Raw genomic sequence first — 17,902 nt, 5'->3', positions numbered from 1 at the left:
CTCAACGATGAGTAGAGACCCGGCTCCATTGCGACAGGCCCCAGCGCAGCGTGACACTATTTTGATCATCGATGACGAACCCGGTGTGCGTTGGTCCCTGCACCACCTCTTGGAAAGCAATGGATTCACGGTCGCGAGCGCATCATCCGGTGTTGAGGCGATAAAGAGTCTGAAGGCCTCGAAGTTTTGCATCGTCTTGGTAGACGCCAAGCTCCCTGACATTGACGGGATCGATCTGGCACGACGAATTCGGATCGAAACACCCTGTCAATCGCCGTTGATTCTTGTCTCCGGCTATTTCTATGACGACGATGCGGCCGTTAGTGAGGTTTTGAGTTCAGGACTCTTTGCCGCTTTTGCCACGAAACCGATTGTTCATGATGATCTTCTTCTTCTTATCCGAGATGCGATTTCGAGCGCTGTCCCGATCGTATTTGAAGATTGAAGATTGAAGATTGAAGGTTGAGGTTGGTGATTGAAGCTCTCAGTGTCTACTGAATGTAGGTGCTGATTTATTGGCGCTTACCGCGGGCTGCTTTTTCTGGAGCTGAGGTAGATCCGTACTACCTGACCTGCAAAGCCTGAACCAGAGACAGATTTCAAATCTGTCTCTGGTTTGCAGTCCCTGTGAACATCGCGCTGGTGAACGAACTGGCGATGATCTTCAGGCGCATGAACATCGACACCCACGAAGTACTGGCCGCCGCCGGCATCAAGTGGAACTTCCTGCCGTTTAAACCCGGCCTGGTGGGTGGGCACTGTATTGGGATAGATCCCTATTACCGAATTGACGAACATCTAAAAAATGAGGCCACCACGATACTGGCTACTATGGGGCTTACCGTGTCTGATTTTGTACGCATTGCCCTGACCAAAGTCGTCAGCGAACAGGGCTTGCCTTTTGAAATGCGCGTGCCTAATCGGCTTACCGCTGAGACTCTGGCTAAAAGTGAGCGCGGGGAGGATTTACACCGTGCAGAAAGTGCTGATGCTTTGTTCGATGAACTGGGTATCTAATGCGCAATCCTGTCTATTCTGGCCAGTTCAAACGAGATTTAAAGGCCGCCAAAAAACGCGGAAAAGACATGTGCGTAAACCGCTGAAGGTTGCCACCCATCGGAGCGTGGCGACGCGGGGGTTTCATTATTACTCCGAAGCCGTGGTGCCCGTCAACTTTGCTTGTCGTTTTCGCATGGATTCACCCCTGAGATTGATCTTGTAGGCGTTGTGAACCAGCCGATCCAGAATGGCATCCGCCAGAGTGGCGTCACCGATCACGTCATGCCATTCCTCGATAGGGAGTTGGCTGGTGGCGATGGTGGAGCGACGGCCGTAACGGTCTTCCAGCACTTCCAGCAAGTCTCTTCGGTTCTCTGCACTCAGTTTCATGAACCCCCAATCGTCCAGGATCAGTACATCGACTTTGGCGAGATTTGCTAGCAGTTTGGGGTACTGACCGTCTCCTTTAGCGATGGTCAGTTCTCGTAGCAGCCGGGTCAGGCGAACGTATTGCGCGGTGTAGCCTTCCCGGCAGGCTTTGTGCGCCAAGGCACAGGCCAGCCAGGTTTTGCCAACGCCGGTGGGGCCGGTAATGAGCACATTCAGGTGTTCCTTCACCCATTGGCAGCTTGCCAGGGATTGGATCAGTCCCTTATCCAGACCCCGTGAGTTCCGGTAATCCAGGTCTTCGAGAACGGCGGTGTGTCGCAGTCCAGCCCGGCGCAGCCGGCTGGTCAGGCGTCGGTTATCTCGTTCGGTCATCTCCCGATCGACCAGCAGTCTAAGGCGTTCCTCGAAGCTCAGTTCGGTGATATCAGGCGTGTCCGACTGATCAGACCTCGGTTCGCAGGGTTTTCAATATAAAACAAAAAACCCAGCCGACTGCCACATCTGCTGGGTTTTTATCTGTAGTAAGGATATGTTCGTCAGGCTCTTTTCGCAGCCTTAAATACGAGTCCATTGAGTGTGCATCGACACGCTGGCATCGCGCAAGAGATTATAAACAGGGCAACGCTCGGCTACTGCATCTTGCAGCATTTGCAGGCGCTCGGCGGATTCATCGGTTTTGATATTCACTGCAAAAGTAAGGCTTTGGAAATGGGTGGAAACATCCGGCTGCCCCATTAGTCCACGAAGATCAACCATCCCTTTGGTGTCGAAGGTCAGTTCGCTGAACTCAAAATTTAACTCTTTCGCAACGAGCGGGATCATCACTCCTTTGCAGCCATTAAGCGATGCCACAAGATATTCTAACGGGTTCGGGCCTTGATCTTGGCCGCCCAGGGCTTTAGGTTCGTCCATCACCACAGGATCAAAGCCACGTATCTGACTATGGGTTTGCAGGCCCGAGCGCCATTCGCTTCGGGCTGCAACTTCTAATATATTTGTATCCACGGGCTCTCCTAAATACTTGCTTTGAAGCTTTTGGGTGAGCCTATACTAAAAATTAAATAAAATTCTGTCAATACAATCGGTTAGACGTTATTAGCCTTAGCTTAGCTGAGAAAAACCCGGAGCACTTAAGCTCATCAGCTATTACTTAAACTGGAGCCTTATTAAAAAAGGCTTCAGCCTCACTCTAATATACTGTCGCAGACAGATGACATTCTAGGTGCAATCAAATCCAGCCAAACTTTCCCACCAACACCAGTAGCCCCAATAAGATGGCGCCCAACACGTGACCTTTCCACGTCGCTTTCGTGGCTCCGAACGCCCTTTTCAACTCTGAGATATTGCCTTCGATTCCGGCTCGGAAATGACGTAATGCGGTAAAGGTTTTCGACTTCACGCCCATGGCGGTGAGCGATACACCCACCGGCTTGTGAAACACAACGTGCTTAAGGCCCATTGCGCGTCCAGCCGCGACGTTCGCTTGGCTGGCGTAGCCGCCATCGGCAACCACGGAACGAGGCAGCTTGCCCAGGACAGAGCGATGATAATCCAGAACCGGCAGGAACAGCGCTTTGTCACTGGGGTTACCCTCTTCGATGGTTAACGCAGTAATAAAGCCCCTCACTTCAGTGCTCAGGTTGATTTTATGGCCGTATTGCACATCGCGGAATCCCTTGACGATAATGTCTGTGTGGGGTTCGAACAGGCTGACAATCTTGTCCGAAGAGGGCACCCGCTCACCCTGAATAACACGACGTTCGGTTTGTTCAATCACGCGCGAAGCCAGATCTCTGTAGTGCGCCAGAGCATCAAGCCATTTCTGCTGCCGAGGCGCTGAAGTGTCTGCGCTGTCGGTTACCTGCTGTTGCCCGCGATCCGCCTGCTTCACTACCCGTCGCACGATTTTTAACAACTCGGGATAGAGTTCATCCTTGGTCGCTTTTTTCGCGTTAAATATGCGAAATGCCAGTGATTTTGATGCTTTTCGCTTGTCGGTAAAGCGTATTTTCAGACCGGTTTCGGCCTTGCTTTTTGCCAGCAGCCGACTGATCACGCGAACGGCATCATCCAACAACTGGCTGTCACTGGGTGGGGCGATATTGCTGGCCACCACGGTACTGTCGATGCGCAGCTTATTCAGGGAAGCAATGCCTGTGTCCAGCAGGCTCCTTGTAAGCACGTGATGCGCCCGCTCCAGCGTTTCGGGCGTGATGCTGCGAATCGTGGACTGTAGGCATGACCGACTGGGTGACAGGTGCGCCGGCAATCGGGTAAACGTTCGATAGGTCACCGAATCCGACAAGTGGAAGGCCAGCTGTTCAAAGCTGAAACCCAGTTGCTGCCTCAACACAAGACACCGCAGAACACTCTCCGCACTGAGTCCGATCCGCCCCACAGCCGATACGGATGGGTCGATCAAATCCGCCGCGACCAGATCCAGAATCCCGGGATGCCTGTCCAAAATTTCCGACAGCTTCCGAAGCCTGACGCCATACTCGTGATTCGAGTACTCTTCGAATATACTGGCCTGAGCATTGCGGGTCTCTCGCATGCTGGATCCTCTTGGTTGTTTGATGTTTTTGGGTTGCACTTAAAACAGACCAAAGCCAAGAGGATTCTTTAACCTTTCTCCGAATTATTTCCTGAAAATCAGCCAGTTATTAGTTTCTGGATGGGCACTAGCTACTTACCTAGGGCGTGTCAAAAAAAACTGCCAACTTATGATTAACGCCCAGGGAAACGCTGATCAAAAGCCTGTCGCTTTAAAAACCGTAAAGCTGGCTCTGCAGGAACAGAATTTTATTGATGTCAGAGTTGCAAGCCAAATTGTGCGGGCAATGGTTTCTGAGGGCTGGGTTTCACTGTGTTTCAATTCGATATTCGGTAGTAAAAATATCAAAATAGGAATTTGTGGTTGGTATTTCTCACTTTGTCTGTCATTGTTTTTATATAATTACTACAAAATAGCGCAATCTGCGGCTTCCCGAGGTCGCCTGACAAATTGAGAGAATGAAATATGGTCCAACAGATTGACACCCGCTGTGACCTGGTAATGTTCGGCGCTCTGGGTGACCTCGCCCGTTGGTGTGTCGTCGGTATTCTGGAGTCCTTAAAGTCGCTGAGCTCTTTACTGTTAAATTCAATGGAAGAGAAAACCCATATGTCGCAGCTATCCGTGCATCATCGCCATCAAATTCAAGCCATGCTTGCAGCCTGCCCGTTGGTGCCGGTCATCACCATCCAACACCCCGACCATGCGGTACCGCTCGGAAGAGCTTTGGTGGCGGGTGGTATACGCATTCTTGAAGTCACACTGCGCACGGAATATGGCCTCGGTGCGATACGGCAATTGCGCAAGGCGTTGCCGGATGTCTGGGTAGGTGCTGGCACCGTTACGCAGGTTGGCCAGTACCGGGAAGCGGAAGCAGCAGGTGCACAGTTTGTAATTACCCCGGGGGTAACGGAGCAGCTCCTTGCTTATGGGTTGAATGCTCAGGCTCCCTTGCTGCCAGGCATTTCAACCATCTCTGAGATGATGATGGGCTACGCTATAGGGTATCGGGAATTTAAACTCTTTCCGGCGGAGGTTGTCGGTGGCGTCAAGGCATTACAGGCATTTTCGGGACCGTTTGCGGATGTGACGTTTTGTCCGACCGGCGGCATTCGCCGTGAAACTGCGAAGGATTATCTGGCTTTGGATAACGTGGTGGCGGTCGGCGGCACCTGGTTAACGCCGAAAGACCGGATTGAGGCCGACGATTGGCGGGCTATTACCGACCTTGTGGCGGGAAGTCTGAACGATATCGCCTGATTTTTTTTGCTAGCAGCGCTATAACGCGGTGCTGGCAATAGATTGTTGAATCCCCTGCTTTCACCAAACGAATAATGGTTGGAGAAAATCTATGCACGCGACAGTTAATAAGGTTACACAGCGCATCATTGAACGCAGCCGCAGCACGCGAGACGACTATCTAAACCGAATGAACATTCTGAAAGAGTCATCGCCTCAGCGCAGTGTGCTGTCTTGCGGCAACCTCGCCCACGGCTTCGCTGCCTGTGGCAGTGGTGACAAGAACACCCTCAAGTTAATGAACAAGGCCAATGTGGCTATTGTTTCGGCCTACAACGATATGTTGTCGGCCCATCAGCCCTACCAGCGCTTTCCGGATCTGATTCGCAAGGCGGCCAACGGTATGGGCTCCGTTGCCCAGTTTGCCGGGGGCACGCCGGCGATGTGCGACGGGGTGACTCAGGGCCAGCCCGGCATGGAACTCAGTCTGTTTTCCCGGGATGTGATTGCCATGAGCACGGCGGTCGCCTTGAGCCACAACATGTTTGATGCCACTGTTTTATTGGGCATCTGTGACAAGATCGTGCCGGGGCTATTGCTTGGTTCGCTAAGCTTTGGTTACCTGCCGACCATACTGATACCGGCGGGGCCCATGCCGTCAGGCTTGCCAAACAAGGAAAAACAACGCATTCGCCAGTTGTATGCTGAGGGCAAGGTGAACAAGGATGAGCTGCTTGAAGCAGAGAGCAAGTCCTACCACAGTCCGGGAACCTGCACGTTTTACGGTACCGCGAACAGTAACCAGTTGCTGGTTGAGGTTATGGGGCTGCATCTGCCGGGCGCTGCGTTTATCAATCCCAACACACCTTTGCGGGACGAGCTGACGCGGGCCGCCACCGAGCAGGTCGTGAAGCTGTCGAAGCCTAACGGAGGCACGCTGGGGCTGGCGGATATGGTGAACGAAAAGAGCATCGTAAACGCGCTTGTGGCTTTGCTGGTCACTGGCGGTTCCACCAACCACACGATTCACTGGATCGCCATTGCAAGGGCGGCCGGTATTATTATTGACTGGAATGACTACGCGGAGCTGTCGTCAGTGGTGCCATCGATGACGCGTATTTATCCCAATGGTGAGGAAGACATCAACGCCTTTCATGATGCTGGCGGTACGCCATTTTTGATTCGCGAGTTGTTGTCCGAGGGGTATCTCCACGAGGATGTCGAAACGGTAGTCGGTCGGGGGCTTGAGCAATACACCCGCATGCCATCTATAAAGGATGACAAACTGATATGGTCGCCGGCTGCTGCCCAAACCCAGGCCCCGACCGTGCTGAGCAGCGCTGCAGAACCTTTCGCTCCCGACGGCGGCATGAAAGTGCTGGATGGCAATCTTGGCAGAGGCGTGATCAAGGTATCGGCGGTGAAAAAAGAGCACCACAGAGTGGAAGCTCCAGCGGTTATTTTTGATCACCAGAATGACCTGAAGGTAGCCTTTGACGCGGGTGAGCTGGATAAGGATTGCGTGGTTGTGGTGCGATTCCAGGGGCCGAAAGCCAATGGCATGCCGGAGTTGCACAAGTTAACCCCTTATTTGGGCGTGTTGCAGGATCGCGGGTTTCGTGTGGCTTTGGTAACGGATGGTCGTATGTCCGGTGCCTCCGGCAAGGTACCGGCTGCGATTCATGTATACCCGGAAGCCGCCAATGGTGGTCCGCTGTCGAAAATCCGTAATGGGGATATAATCTGTGTCGATGCAGAAGCCGGTAAGCTAGCCATCGCGCTCACGGATGAGGAACTGGATCAGCGGGCGCAGGTCACGGTGGATTTGAGTGCATCCCATACCGGTTTGGGACGTGAAATGTTTGGATGGATGCGCCGTGCTGCCAGCAGCCCGGAGGAGGGCGCTAGCTTTTTCTGGAATCACGATGCGTAACCGCAGCGAAGCAGCGCACTCATCCCGAATTCGAATGGGTTGAGCCAGGTTCTTTTGGGCCCGAATCTTCCCGTCGTGGTCAGTCGCTGATTAAACCGTGCCCGATCAGGCTTTGAAATCGGCCGTGGCTGGAGGTGTTGACCTGAATGCGGCTGCGGCAGGCGTAAGGTGTGCTTATGCCGGAAAACGCATGTTCCAGCGGTATGTGCAGCACATCTGCTGCAATCATCCGCACAATCCCGCCGTGGCAAACGATCAACACCCGTTTGCCCGCAAGCTGTTCCTGCCAGTGATACCAACGCGCAACTACCCGGGTCTGAAAGTCGCTGACCGGTTCGCCCGAGGGAGGGGTGTTGGTGACCGGATTGGCCCAGAACTGGCTGAGGCGTTCGCCATCGGTGGCCATCACTTCGTCAGCGGTGCGACCTTCCCAATCGCCGAAGTTAATTTCCCGCAGGTCGTCATCAAGGTGCAAGGGGATTTGATAGCGTTCTGCCAGTTCCCGCGCGAAATGAACGCAGCGCAGCATGGGTGAGCTCACAATAACGTCCCAATGATCTGCGCTGGTAATGGCATCGCGCACTTGCTGCCACCCGGCGGTGCTAAGAGGATCGTCTTTACTGCCTCGATACATGGGCCCGCCTTCCGGTTCGCCATGGCGGATCACATCAAAAATCGTGGTGGTGTCAGTCATTGCGGCTGTTCGCTCCAGATTCAGGTGCATCATTTTGGCCGTTATCTACGCCCGCGGTGTCAAAACTGGCCATATTATTGTGCAGAGCGCAGGCTGTGCGTATCAACGGAACCGCCAACGCTGCTCCGCTGCCCTCGCCCAGCCGCATGCCCATGTCCAATAGCGGTGTGGCCTTTAGTGCGTCCAGAATAGCCTGGTGGCCGGGCTCGGCAGAGCGATGGGAAAACAACAGCCAGGCGCGAATATCGGGCTGTTCACTCACCGCGATCAGCGCGGCTACCGACACAATAAAACCGTCTATCAGTACCGGTATGCCTCGGGCAGCACAGCCTGAAATGGCGCCGGCCAGAGCGGCAATTTCGAAGCCGCCAAAGGCCTTGAGTACCGCCATGGGGGTTTGGTCATCGTTGTGGCGTTGCAGTGCCCGAATAATCACTTCGGCTTTGTGGCGCACCCCGGCGCTGTCCAGACCTGTACCAGGCCCGGCCAGTCGCATCGGGTTTTTTTTCAGCAACGCACAGGCGATGGCGGCCGCAGAGGTCGTGTTGCCAATGCCCATTTCGCCGCCAATAAACAGATGGCAACCAGCACGGGCCGCGCGTTGGGCGGCCTCATCACCAAAGTGTATGGCTTTGGTGACCTGCTGGCTGGTCATTGCGTCTATCTCTACAAAGTTACGGGTGCTGGGCGCAATGCGGGCGTTAATCACACCCGGCAGATCCGGCGTGTCGGTAACGGTACCCAGGTTGATCACTTCCAGCGTCGCATCTAAAAGTTTTGCCAGCACACTGATGGCGGCGCCGCCGTTGGCAAAATTGGGAATCATCTGAGCGGTGACGGCTTGCGGGTAGGCAGAAATGGCTTCCGCGCAGACACCATGGTCGCCGGCAAATATGCTGATATGAATCTTGTCAGCTATTGGCTGCTTGGAGCTTTGCATGCTGGCCAGCTGCGTCGCAATGGTTTCCAACCGGCCCAATGATCCCGCAGGCTTGGTCAGCGTGTTCTGGCGCTGTGTGGCAAGCTCCAAAAAATGGGCGGAAGGAAGCGCGGGCGGGTTGGTCCAACTGACGGGAAATAACATGATAATTACCTGTAAACTGCAAACGCGTAGCGCCACGGCAATGGCCAACAATGTAATAGCCGGTGTCGGGGCGATAGTTAGGGCGATAGACTCTGGATGATACTCTGAGTAGTGCAGATCCGGTAGAGTTCAAGGCCCGCCAGCTTGCCGGCTACCACCTACTTTTTCACCCTGAGGACTGAAACCAACATGCACACTCTGGTTATTGGGGGCATTCGCTCCGGTAAAACCGCGATGGCGGAACGCCTTGCCCGCAACACCGACGGCGAGGTGGTGTACCTCGCCACCGCAACGGCCGGCGACGACGAAATGCGCAGGCGTATTGACCGCCATCAGCGCCAAAGGCCTGCTCACTGGGGCTTGAGTGAAGAGCCCCTGGCCCTGGCCTCAGTGCTTGCACTCTATGCCAGCGCAGACCAAAAAGCGCCTTGCATTCTGGTGGACTGCATGAGCCTGTGGGTGAGTAATCTGCTGCACGCCGGCGAGACCGTTTTCGCGTGGGAGCGGGAAGAGTTTTTAACACAGCTGGCCCGGTACCCGGGTAAGCTCATTATTGTCAGCAACGAAGTGGGGCTGGGTATTATTGGCATGGACCCCCTTACCCGACGCTTTGGCGACGAACTGGGTTGGCTGAATCAGGCCCTTGCTGAGCGCTGCGACACGGTGATTATGAGCGTCGCCGGTTTGCCGGTGACTTTAAAATCGTAATGACTCTTTTTGTTGAATCCTTTCCCGACTCCCTTTTCGCTCACTTTTGTGGGCTTTTTCTGGTTTGCTTGCTGAGCCTTACCCTTGACCGATTATTGGGTGAACCCCGCCGACTTCACCCATTGGCGGGCTTTGGCACTCTGGCCAGCGCCTTGGAACGTTTGCTTAACAAAGCGTCACAAAATGCCTGGCGTAGCCTTATTCTGGGTGTTTTAGCCCTGTGTGCGCTTGTGTTGCCTCTGCTGTTTTTGGCGATCGGGTTGTCTGCTGCACTCGACGGCATCTGGCTGCTGCTGGCCCAGGCTGTGGCAGTGTATTTCGCGCTGTCCCTCCGGGGCCTGACAGAGCACGGCCTGGCGGTGGCAGAGCCGCTGCAAAGAGGCGAACTGAATGAAGCGCGGGAGCAGGTCAGCCGCATCGTCAGCCGTCAGGCCAGCGCCCTGGATGAAAAAGGCGTGGCAGCGGCTGCAACCGAATCGATGCTGGAAAATGGCGCTGATGCGGTATTTGCCAGCATTTTCTGGTTTTTGGTGGGCGGTATTCCTGGCGTTGTTGCGCATCGTGCGGTGAATACGCTGGACGCCATGTGGGGTTATCGCAACCCGCGGTTTTTATATTTTGGCCGCGCGGCTGCCCGGCTGGACGACGTAATGGGCTGGGTGCCTGCGCGGCTTACGGCACTCACCTACACGCTGTTAGGCAATCGCAAGCTGGCCTGGTACTGCTGGCGCCGGCAGGCGCCCCAATGGGACAGCCCCAACGCCGGCCCTGTGATGGCGGCCGGCGCGGGTGCACTAAATGTTCAACTCGGTGGCCCGTCGCCCTATGCGCAAGGTGTAAAACAGCGCCCGTATCTTGGCGGCACCAGTCCGGCCAGTGCCAACAGTATCCAGGCGGCTATTGCGCTAGTACGCCACGGCACCTGGCTTTGGTTGGCTGTTATATTCGTCATAACCGGCCTTGTTGCCGCGGTGGCGGGGTCGTGATGCCACAGCACGGCGGGCGGCTGAATAACGCGGCAAAACGCTGGGGCATTCCCCGCGAACAGTGGCTGGATTTGTCGACCGGCATCAACCCGTTGGGGTGGCCGGTGCCAGAATTGCCATCAGAAGTGTGGCAGCGCCTGCCAGAAGAAGACGATGGCCTGGAAGAGATTATCCGCAACTGGTCTGGCGCCCCCCTGGTTGCTGGTTGCGTGCCCGTTGCCGGTAGTCAGGCCGCCATTATGGCGCTGCCCAGCTTACGCAACCCCTGCCGTGTAGGCATACCCGTACCCGGCTATCGCGAGCACGGGCACCATTGGCGATCTGCCGGCCACGATATTGTTCCAGTAGGCCCCAAACAGATCCACGGCGGTGCCTCGGGTTGCGATGATCGTTGGCTGGATCAGCTTGACGTGCTGGTATGGATCAACCCTAACAACCCCACGGGTGCAGTCATTCCTCCCTCTACGCTGTTGCGCTGGCATCGGCGGTTGCAAAAACGTGGTGGTTGGCTGGTGGTGGACGAAGCCTTTATGGACTCAACGCCGGCTTTTAGCCTGGCCTGCCAGAGCGGCCGGCCGGGCCTGATTGTTCTGCGTTCACTGGGGAAGTTCTTTGGCCTGGCCGGGATACGTGCCGGCTTTGTGCTTGCCGATAAGAATCTTGCGAGCGCGCTGACGGAAAAGCTGGGGCCATGGGCGGTGAATGGCCCCGCGCGCCACGTGATGGCGCAGGCGCTGCTGGATTTAAACTGGCAGCAAAGTGCCTGTGCCCGTTTGCAGGGCGGCGCCCAACGGCTAAGAGAAATAGTGCACTCAGCCGGGCTGAACCCGATGGGTGGAAGCGCGTTGTTCCACACCGTTCGCACCGATGCACCGGCCATACTGGCGGACTGCCTTGCCGCGCAGGGAGTGCTGGTAAGAATATTTGAACAACCCGGGATGGTGCGCTTCGGCCTGGCGCCAGACGAGAGCCAATGGCGCCGTCTGGAAGCGGCACTGGCGGACGCCGTTCGTGATTAATCATTGACCAGACATTAACGCGTTGTTAGCCTTGAGTTCGTTTTCAGGTGTTGTTCTGGCGTAATCATCATCGCCACAACAGTGAAACGGGAAGTCGGTTAAAGTCCGGCACTGCCCCCGCAACGGTAAGTGAGTGAACGGCTAAGAAAGGTGCCACTGTGCAAACGCATGGGAAGGCTTGCGCCGTTCAGCAATACAGCTCACAAGTCCGGAGACCGGCCTGTTAACACACCGAACGCTGCGGAGGGCAGTTGCGGTGGGTAAACACCGACCCTGTTTCACGGCATTTCCCCACCTTTTGGAAGGCGTCCGCTTTGCTTGCGGCCGGCTTTCGCCTCTCTTTTTGCAGCACCAAAAAATCAGCCATGCGGGTGCGCGTGGTGTGTCTTTGAGTGCCTTTTATGAAAGCTTTCAGGTTTGTTGCCAGCAGTCTGCTGGTGCCTTTTTCACTTACACCCCTTTCTATTGCGGTTGCCCAGGAATCCACTGGCGCGACCATGGACCCGATTGTGGTTACTGCTACGCTTGGCCCCAAAACTGTGGGCGAGAGCCTGGCTTCTGTGACGGTGATTGACGAAGAAGATATTCGTTCAAAAGCGCCTGCTGATTTTTCCGATCTTCTACGCGGCCAGCCGGGTATAAACGTGGTTGGTAATGGTTCGTTTGGTAAGTCAACAAGTGTGTATACCCGCGGCATAGAAAACGCCGGCACAGTTTTTTTAATCGATGGCGTAAAGTTACATGCTGCAACGGGTGGCGGTGCTTCCTGGCAATATGTTCCGACAGATCTTATTCAACGAATTGAAGTTGTACGTGGTCCACGCAGCTCCCTTTATGGGGCAGATGCTGTGGGCGGTGTTATTCAGGCATTCACGTTGGACCCAAAGCAGGGCCAGCGTGGCTGGGTTGAGGTCGGTGCGGGCAATTTTGATACACAAAAAGCCAGTGCGGGTGTCTCTGGCTCTGCTGGGAACACGCATTTCAGTATTAGTGGCCTGCACAAGGAAAGTGACGGTACAGCCATCGTTGAGAACGGCGACGATAGAGGCTTCCGCAATACCGCTGGACTGGGCCGCATCGTGCACGAGTTAGACAGTGGTGGCGAAGCCAGCGTTATGCTACTTCAGTCCGAAGGCAATACCGAATTCGAGGGTGATAATACGGACTACTTAATCCGCACTCTCGGATTTGGTCTAATGACGCCAGTGAATGACAACTGGCAGACAGCTGTTCAGTTTTCGGAGTCAAGGGACGAAACAGAACAGAACGTTCGCGGTAGCGAGTTCAACACGCGCCTGCGACAGGGCAGGTGGGCGAATACTTTTTTCTATAACGTTCACGAGCTGGTTGTCGGTGCCGAGTTACAGCAGGATGACGTTGAAAGTACTCGGGACTTCACTGAAACGAGCAGAACCAATACTGCGGTTTTCAGCCAGTTACGTTTGAATTTTGGTCCTGTAGATGTGCAAGCCAGTATTCGCAGCGACGATAACGAAGCTTACGGCACTAACGAAACGGGCGGATTAGCGTTGGGATACAAATTTGATCAGTCTCATCGCATCCGCGCTAGCTATGGAACAGCCTTTAAAGCCCCAACATTTAACGATCTGTATTGGCCGGGGATACCACCCAACTTCAGAGGAAATCCTGATTTAAAAGCTGAGGAATCAGAAAATTATGAATTAGGTATAAGTGGTAATTATCAAACGTGGTTCTGGGACATGGCTCTGTACCGGATAGATGTCGATAATCTTATTACTTACGATCGCTCGGTAGGCCAGAACTTTAATATTGAGGAAGCTAAGATTCAGGGAGCCGAGTTCTCTGGAGGCTATGAGCGTAACGGCTGGCGAGCAAGCGCAGCTTTAACGTATATGGACCCGGAAGATCAGACTAATAACAAACAATTAGTGCGCCGAACAAAGCAAACAGCTCGCTTTGATCTCGATAAAACTATGAGTAATGTCATGTTCGGGGGCTCCATCATTGCAGAGGGAGATCGTTATAATGACGCAAAAAATGAAGAACTACTTGCAGGTTTTGCAACGCTGGATCTTCGCGTTGGCTGGAACTTTGCGCCAAGCTGGAGCACGCGCTTGACCGTTAATAACGTGCTTGATAAAGAGTACTCAACCGCAGATGGCTTTTACGGTAAGTACATCTCGGCAGGCCGCACAGCTATGCTGTCGGTCCGCTACGATGTTCAGTAAGTCATAAGTACGGGAGTAAAAACGTGGTTTCTCATTGGTTGAATTTCAGGTTTTCTTTGGGGCTTTTGATAGCAATCTTGGCGCAACCTGTATTGGCCAGTGAGATGCAACGCTGCGCTGTGGATGACATCGGAAAGGATCTGTGCATAGCAGCCCCCGCCCAGCGAATCATTACCTTATCGCCCGGCGCCACCGAGCTAATTTTTGCGGCCGGCGCCGGCGACAAAGTGATGGCCGTGGTTAATTACAGCGACTATCCCCCGGCTGCGCTTACGTTGCCGTCGGTGGGCAGCCACACCCGTGTCGACATGGAAGCTTTGATCGCGCTCAATCCTGATCTGGTGGTGACCTGGGTAACGGGCAACCCGCCAGCACAGGTTGAGTTGCTTCAAGAGCTGGGCGTGTCCACTTTTGCCATAGAACCCCGCACCTTTGCGGGGGTTTCCAGTGTTATCGAACGGCTTGCCACGCTTGCGGGCACCGAGCCGGAAGGTTTTGCCGAGGCCGAACGCTTCCGTGTTGGCATTGCCGCTTTAACACAGCAGTATGCTGGAGTGGAACCCATACCGGTGTTTTATCAAGTGTGGGAAAAACCCTTAATGACAGTCAACAACGAGCACCTGATTGGCAAAGTGCTGAAGTTGTGCGGCGGTGTGAATGTGTTTGGCGATATGCAGCGGCTGATACCCAGAATCAGTGCGGAAGTTGTATTGCAGGCGGACCCCGATGCCATTCTTACCGGCAGCGTTGACGGCGTCAGCGACGACCAGCTGGATGAATGGAAGAAATATGCGGGGCTGACCGCGGTGGAAAAAAACAATCTGTTTTTCGTGCCGGCTTCGCCCATTTCACGGCCTACGCCGAGATTGCTTGACGCTATTCAAACGGTGTGTAGAAAGTTAGAAAGTGCGCGTGAGAATTTGGCAAGAGCCCGCGACAAGTTGGAAAACGATCGTGAAAATTTGTAAGCCCGGGGTTAACATTCAGGTTATGAGTCGATGACCCGCTCTTTGCTTAGCCTTGGTATGTTGGCTTTGGCATCCATGGCTTTTGCGCTGGCGCTGGGCAGCGTGACGGTTTCACCGGCAGATTTATGGCAGGTTATTCAGGGCGAGGGCAGCACGCTGCACCGAACCCTGTTGCTGGATTTGCGCTTGCCGCGCACGCTTGCAGCATTTGGTACGGGTGGGCTCTTGGCAGTGGCGGGCGCCCTGATGCAAGTGCTGCTGCGCAACCCGTTGGCAGATCCTTACGTGCTTGGGCTTTCAGGCGGCGCGGCGGTAGGCGCATTACTGGCCATGCTGATGGGAATGGGCACGCTGATAATATCGGGCTCGGCCTTTGCCGGTGCCATGCTGGCAACCGTGCTGGTATTTGGCCTTGCCCACGGTACCGGCAGCTGGACACCGTCACGCCTGTTGCTGACTGGCGTTGTAGTCGCGGCCGGCTGGGGCGCAATGATTACCCTCATGTTGGCCATTACCCCTTCTTACAAACTGCCCGGTATGCTGTATTGGCTGATGGGCGATGTGTCCTACGCCCGCTCGCCCTGGCCGGCGGTGGTGGTGCTGGCGGTATCGGTGATAGTGATTATGCCTTTGGCCCGTAACCTGAACGTGCTGGCGCGTGGGCCCATGCAAGCCGCGGCGCTGGGCGTGACGGTGCGACCGCTTGAATGGACGATTTACGTTCTGGCCAGTTTGTTGACAGCAACAGCGGTCACCACCGCAGGCAGTATCGGATTTGTGGGTTTAATTGTGCCCCACATGCTGCGGCTGGTGCTGGGTAACGACCAACGCATTATTCTGCCTGCCAGTGCATTGGCGGGTGGCACCTTATTGGTGTTGGCAGACACCCTGGCACGAACGGTCATTGCTCCCGAGCAGCTCCCTGTTGGCGTAATCACCGCTTTACTGGGCGTTCCCACGTTCCTGTATCTGTTGCACCGGAGCCGCTGATGAGCACTCTGAACACTCGCGATCTGGTCATCAACATACCTGGCCGGCCTGACGGTTTTGCATTGAACATGAGCATAGAGCCCGGCCAGATCTGGGGCGTACTTGGCCCCAACGGCGCCGGCAAAACCACGTTATTGCACACACTGGCCGGATTATTGCCCGCCCGCAGTGGTCAGGTTCAGTTGAACAACAGCCCGCTCACCGCACTGAAACGTCGCGATATAGCCCGGCAACTGGGTCTGGTGTTTCAGGAACGCCAGGACAGTTTTCCGGCGACCGTGCTGGAAACCGCGCTGATTGGCCGCCACCCCTGGTTATCGCCCTGGGACAGTGAGCAGGGTGAAGATCTGCGCCATGCGGAGCAGGCTTTGACCACGCTGGACGTGAACCACCTGTCAGATCGTTTGCTGAACACTCTATCCGGAGGCGAACGTCAGCGCGTGGCCATCGCCACCCTGATGACCCAAAACCCCGATATCCTGCTGTTGGACGAACCCACAAACCACCTGGATTTGCACCACCAGGTAAAAGTGATGAATCTGCTGCGTGATCAGGCGGGTGCTGGCAAAGCCGTGTTCATGTGCCTGCACGATCTGAATCTGGCGGCACGCTGGTGCACTCACGTACTTTTGCTTTATACCAGCGGCGATGCCTGCTGGGGGCTTGCTAAGAATATGCTGGAGCCGGCAGCGCTTGAACGGCTCTACAACCAGAAATTAATCACCGTCGAAGCAGATGGTGCACCCGTATTCGTACCCGTTAGTTTTTAATCAACACTCTGAATCTGGCTGACCAATGACCATAACCGTACCGGCAGTAATGATTACCGCACCCGCCTCCGGGCAGGGTAAATCCTTGGTTACAGCCGCTTTGGCGCGCCTGCACCGCAATGCCGGTCGCAACGTGCGGGTGTTCAAGCACGGCCCTGATTACCTGGACCCGATGGTGCTGGAAGTAGCATCCGGCCAGCCGGTGTACCAGCTTCATCCGTGGATGACCGGTGAAGATGAGTGCCGCTGGCGGGTGGCAGAGGCCGCGCAAAATGCTGACCTTATTTTAATTGAAGGCGCCATGGGTCTGTTTGACGGCACTCCGTCCAGTGCCGATCTGGCCAAGCTGTTGGGTATTCCGGCTCTACCGGTGATTGACGCCAGCGGCATGGCGCAAACCTTCGGTGCCCTGGTGCTGGGTCTTGCAAGCTTTGACGCTGAGCTGTCTGTGTACCAGGTTATTGCCAACAAAGTTGGCAGCCCGCGCCATGGCGACATGCTGAAAGAACGCTTGCCGGATGGCATCAGCCTGCTGGGCGCTATTCCACGGGATGACGCCATGAGCATTCCGGACCGGAATCTGGGTCTGGTGCAGGCGGCAGAGCTGGAAGGTTTGGATCAACAGCTTGATCAGGCGGCCGAAGTGCTCAAAGCTGCGGGCCTCGATGTGTTGCCAAGAGCGGTGGCCATCGCAGCGCCAGAGCGCTCAAAACCAGACGCGTTGCTGGCAGGTGTGCGCATTGCCATCGCTCGCGATCTGGCTTTCAGCTTTATCTATCGCGCCAATACAGAACTGCTGGAAGCGATGGGCGCAGAGTTGCATTACTTCTCACCCCTGGCCGATGCGCAGTTACCACCGGCAGACGCCCTCTGGCTTCCCGGTGGCTATCCCGAGCTGCATGGCGACACGTTGGCAAACAACACCGCGATGATGGATTCCATTCGTGCTTTTTACCACGCAGGCAAGCCGATACTGGCCGAATGTGGTGGTTTTATGGCGTGTGCAGAAGAGCTGGCAGACAAAGAAGGGGCTCTGCATTCGCTGCTTGGACTAATTCCGGGCCGCGCGGCCATGGCCAAGCGCTTACAGGGTTTGGGCATGCACAGCCTGACGGCAAAGGAAGGCGAACTGCGGGGCCACACCTATCACCGGTCTACCCTTGAAACCTCCTGGAAGCCTGCCGCCCATACCTACAAACAAGCGGGTACCGGCAGCGAAGCTGTATTCTGCGAGAAGGGCCTGGTTGGTAGCTACTTCCACGGTTATTTCCCATCGGCACCCGCATTAGTGGCTGCTGTTTTTCGCGGTCAGCCATTGAGGTTTCCCAGCGCCTCGGAGAAAACTCATGCATGAGGAT

General features: G+C 55.3%; 15 protein-coding genes, 3 pseudogenes and 1 riboswitch. Of the genes and pseudogenes, 13 read left to right on the top strand and 5 right to left on the bottom strand.

Annotated elements, in window-relative coordinates; all coding sequences use genetic code 11:
* The first annotated feature begins 7 nt into the window (after positions 1-7).
* A complete protein-coding gene (locus ATI45_RS13870) occupies positions 8-445 on the top strand; it encodes a response regulator (protein WP_098420054.1) in 438 nt (145 codons plus the stop codon).
* 182 nt (positions 446-627) lie between these two features.
* Positions 628-1,017 (top strand): annotated as a pseudogene (locus ATI45_RS13865) (type II toxin-antitoxin system RelB/DinJ family antitoxin); the annotation flags it as partial.
* A 129-nt stretch (positions 1,018-1,146) separates the two neighbouring features.
* On the opposite strand, the pseudogene istB reads toward ATI45_RS13865, so the two are convergent.
* The 3 genes and pseudogenes from istB to ATI45_RS13850 form a co-directional block, all read right to left on the bottom strand.
* A pseudogene (gene istB, locus ATI45_RS13860) lies at positions 1,147-1,836 on the bottom strand (IS21-like element helper ATPase IstB); the annotation flags it as partial.
* Positions 1,837-1,944: 108 nt separating this feature from the next.
* Positions 1,945-2,394: an OsmC family protein gene (locus ATI45_RS13855; RefSeq protein WP_218925842.1), complete on the bottom strand. Its 450-nt coding sequence runs from the start codon at positions 2,392-2,394 to the stop codon at positions 1,945-1,947.
* A gap of 283 nt (positions 2,395-2,677) precedes the next feature.
* Positions 2,678-3,943: pseudogene (locus ATI45_RS13850) on the bottom strand (ISNCY family transposase); the annotation flags it as partial.
* 169 nt (positions 3,944-4,112) lie between these two features.
* Here ATI45_RS13850 and ATI45_RS21955 point away from each other — a divergent pair.
* The 3 genes from ATI45_RS21955 (at position 4,113) to edd (ending at position 7,115) form a co-directional block, all read left to right on the top strand.
* Positions 4,113-4,397, top strand: coding sequence for a hypothetical protein (locus ATI45_RS21955; RefSeq protein ID WP_143751163.1), 285 nt, complete (start codon positions 4,113-4,115; stop codon positions 4,395-4,397).
* Between the two features lie 155 nt (positions 4,398-4,552).
* Positions 4,553-5,203, top strand: coding sequence for a bifunctional 4-hydroxy-2-oxoglutarate aldolase/2-dehydro-3-deoxy-phosphogluconate aldolase (locus tag ATI45_RS13845; protein WP_098421757.1), 651 nt, complete (start codon positions 4,553-4,555; stop codon positions 5,201-5,203).
* A 91-nt stretch (positions 5,204-5,294) separates the two neighbouring features.
* Entirely contained in the window at positions 5,295-7,115 is a 1,821-nt protein-coding gene (gene edd / locus ATI45_RS13840; protein ID WP_098420051.1) for a phosphogluconate dehydratase, read from the top strand.
* Positions 7,116-7,194: 79 nt separating this feature from the next.
* On the opposite strand, the gene ATI45_RS13835 is transcribed toward edd, so the two are convergent.
* Together ATI45_RS13835 and cobT are read right to left on the bottom strand one after the other, a co-directional pair.
* Positions 7,195-7,809: a histidine phosphatase family protein gene (locus ATI45_RS13835; protein ID WP_098420049.1), complete on the bottom strand. Its 615-nt coding sequence runs from the start codon at positions 7,807-7,809 to the stop codon at positions 7,195-7,197.
* A complete protein-coding gene (gene cobT / locus ATI45_RS13830; protein WP_098421756.1) occupies positions 7,802-8,893 on the bottom strand; it encodes a nicotinate-nucleotide--dimethylbenzimidazole phosphoribosyltransferase in 1,092 nt (363 codons plus the stop codon). Before cobT ends, ATI45_RS13835 begins: the two co-directional genes overlap by 8 nt.
* Positions 8,894-9,082: 189 nt before the next feature.
* Between cobT and cobU the strand changes: the two genes are divergently transcribed.
* The 8 genes from cobU to ATI45_RS13790 all read left to right on the top strand — a co-directional run bounded on the left by cobU (position 9,083) and on the right by ATI45_RS13790 (position 17,898).
* Positions 9,083-9,601 carry a bifunctional adenosylcobinamide kinase/adenosylcobinamide-phosphate guanylyltransferase gene (gene cobU, locus ATI45_RS13825; protein WP_098421755.1) on the top strand — a complete coding sequence of 173 codons (519 nt, stop codon included), beginning with the start codon at positions 9,083-9,085 and terminating at the stop codon, positions 9,599-9,601.
* Positions 9,601-10,587, top strand: coding sequence for an adenosylcobinamide-phosphate synthase CbiB (gene cbiB, locus ATI45_RS13820; protein WP_098420048.1), 987 nt, complete (start codon positions 9,601-9,603; stop codon positions 10,585-10,587). The genes cobU and cbiB overlap by 1 nt, the downstream gene beginning before the upstream one ends.
* Entirely contained in the window at positions 10,587-11,606 is a 1,020-nt protein-coding gene (cobD, locus tag ATI45_RS13815; RefSeq protein ID WP_098420046.1) for a threonine-phosphate decarboxylase CobD, read from the top strand. The genes cbiB and cobD overlap by 1 nt, the downstream gene beginning before the upstream one ends.
* Positions 11,607-11,634: 28 nt before the next feature.
* Positions 11,635-11,845: riboswitch (cobalamin riboswitch) on the top strand.
* 162 nt (positions 11,846-12,007) lie between these two features.
* Positions 12,008-13,816, top strand: a complete 1,809-nt coding sequence (locus tag ATI45_RS13810; RefSeq protein WP_098420044.1) for a TonB-dependent receptor domain-containing protein — start codon at positions 12,008-12,010, stop codon at positions 13,814-13,816.
* Positions 13,817-13,920: 104 nt separating this feature from the next.
* Positions 13,921-14,784 (top strand): cobalamin-binding protein, encoded by an 864-nt coding sequence (locus ATI45_RS13805; protein ID WP_228735981.1) that lies wholly within the window; start codon positions 13,921-13,923, stop codon positions 14,782-14,784.
* Between the two features lie 30 nt (positions 14,785-14,814).
* Entirely contained in the window at positions 14,815-15,774 is a 960-nt protein-coding gene (locus tag ATI45_RS13800; RefSeq protein WP_098420037.1) for a FecCD family ABC transporter permease, read from the top strand.
* Positions 15,774-16,544: an ABC transporter ATP-binding protein gene (locus ATI45_RS13795; protein WP_098420033.1), complete on the top strand. Its 771-nt coding sequence runs from the start codon at positions 15,774-15,776 to the stop codon at positions 16,542-16,544. The genes ATI45_RS13800 and ATI45_RS13795 overlap by 1 nt, the downstream gene beginning before the upstream one ends.
* A 25-nt stretch (positions 16,545-16,569) precedes the next feature.
* Positions 16,570-17,898, top strand: a complete 1,329-nt coding sequence (locus tag ATI45_RS13790) for a cobyrinate a,c-diamide synthase (RefSeq protein ID WP_098420031.1) — start codon at positions 16,570-16,572, stop codon at positions 17,896-17,898.
* The last annotated feature ends 4 nt before the right edge of the window (positions 17,899-17,902 follow it).

Origin of the sequence: Marinobacter sp. LV10MA510-1, assembly GCF_002563885.1 — a bacterium.
GTDB lineage: Bacteria > Pseudomonadota > Gammaproteobacteria > Pseudomonadales > Oleiphilaceae > Marinobacter.
The sequence above is the reverse complement of the archived record's forward strand: the minus strand, read 5'-3'. Positions and strand labels throughout refer to the sequence as shown.

Excerpts from the sequence above, each read along its gene's own strand:
- ATI45_RS13870 (WP_098420054.1), top strand. The coding sequence starts at position 8 with ATGAGTAGAGACCCGGCTCCATTGCGACAGGCCCCAGCGCAGCGTGAC.
- ATI45_RS21955 (WP_143751163.1), top strand. The coding sequence starts at position 4,113 with ATGATTAACGCCCAGGGAAACGCTGATCAAAAGCCTGTCGCTTTAAAA.
- ATI45_RS13845 (WP_098421757.1), top strand. The coding sequence starts at position 4,553 with ATGTCGCAGCTATCCGTGCATCATCGCCATCAAATTCAAGCCATGCTT.
- edd (WP_098420051.1), top strand. The coding sequence starts at position 5,295 with ATGCACGCGACAGTTAATAAGGTTACACAGCGCATCATTGAACGCAGC.
- ATI45_RS13835 (WP_098420049.1), bottom strand. The coding sequence starts at position 7,809 with ATGACTGACACCACCACGATTTTTGATGTGATCCGCCATGGCGAACCG.
- cobT (WP_098421756.1), bottom strand. The coding sequence starts at position 8,893 with ATGTTATTTCCCGTCAGTTGGACCAACCCGCCCGCGCTTCCTTCCGCC.
- cobU (WP_098421755.1), top strand. The coding sequence starts at position 9,083 with ATGCACACTCTGGTTATTGGGGGCATTCGCTCCGGTAAAACCGCGATG.
- cbiB (WP_098420048.1), top strand. The coding sequence starts at position 9,601 with ATGACTCTTTTTGTTGAATCCTTTCCCGACTCCCTTTTCGCTCACTTT.
- cobD (WP_098420046.1), top strand. The coding sequence starts at position 10,587 with ATGCCACAGCACGGCGGGCGGCTGAATAACGCGGCAAAACGCTGGGGC.
- ATI45_RS13810 (WP_098420044.1), top strand. The coding sequence starts at position 12,008 with ATGAAAGCTTTCAGGTTTGTTGCCAGCAGTCTGCTGGTGCCTTTTTCA.
- ATI45_RS13805 (WP_228735981.1), top strand. The coding sequence starts at position 13,921 with ATGCAACGCTGCGCTGTGGATGACATCGGAAAGGATCTGTGCATAGCA.
- ATI45_RS13800 (WP_098420037.1), top strand. The coding sequence starts at position 14,815 with ATGACCCGCTCTTTGCTTAGCCTTGGTATGTTGGCTTTGGCATCCATG.
- ATI45_RS13795 (WP_098420033.1), top strand. The coding sequence starts at position 15,774 with ATGAGCACTCTGAACACTCGCGATCTGGTCATCAACATACCTGGCCGG.
- ATI45_RS13790 (WP_098420031.1), top strand. The coding sequence starts at position 16,570 with ATGACCATAACCGTACCGGCAGTAATGATTACCGCACCCGCCTCCGGG.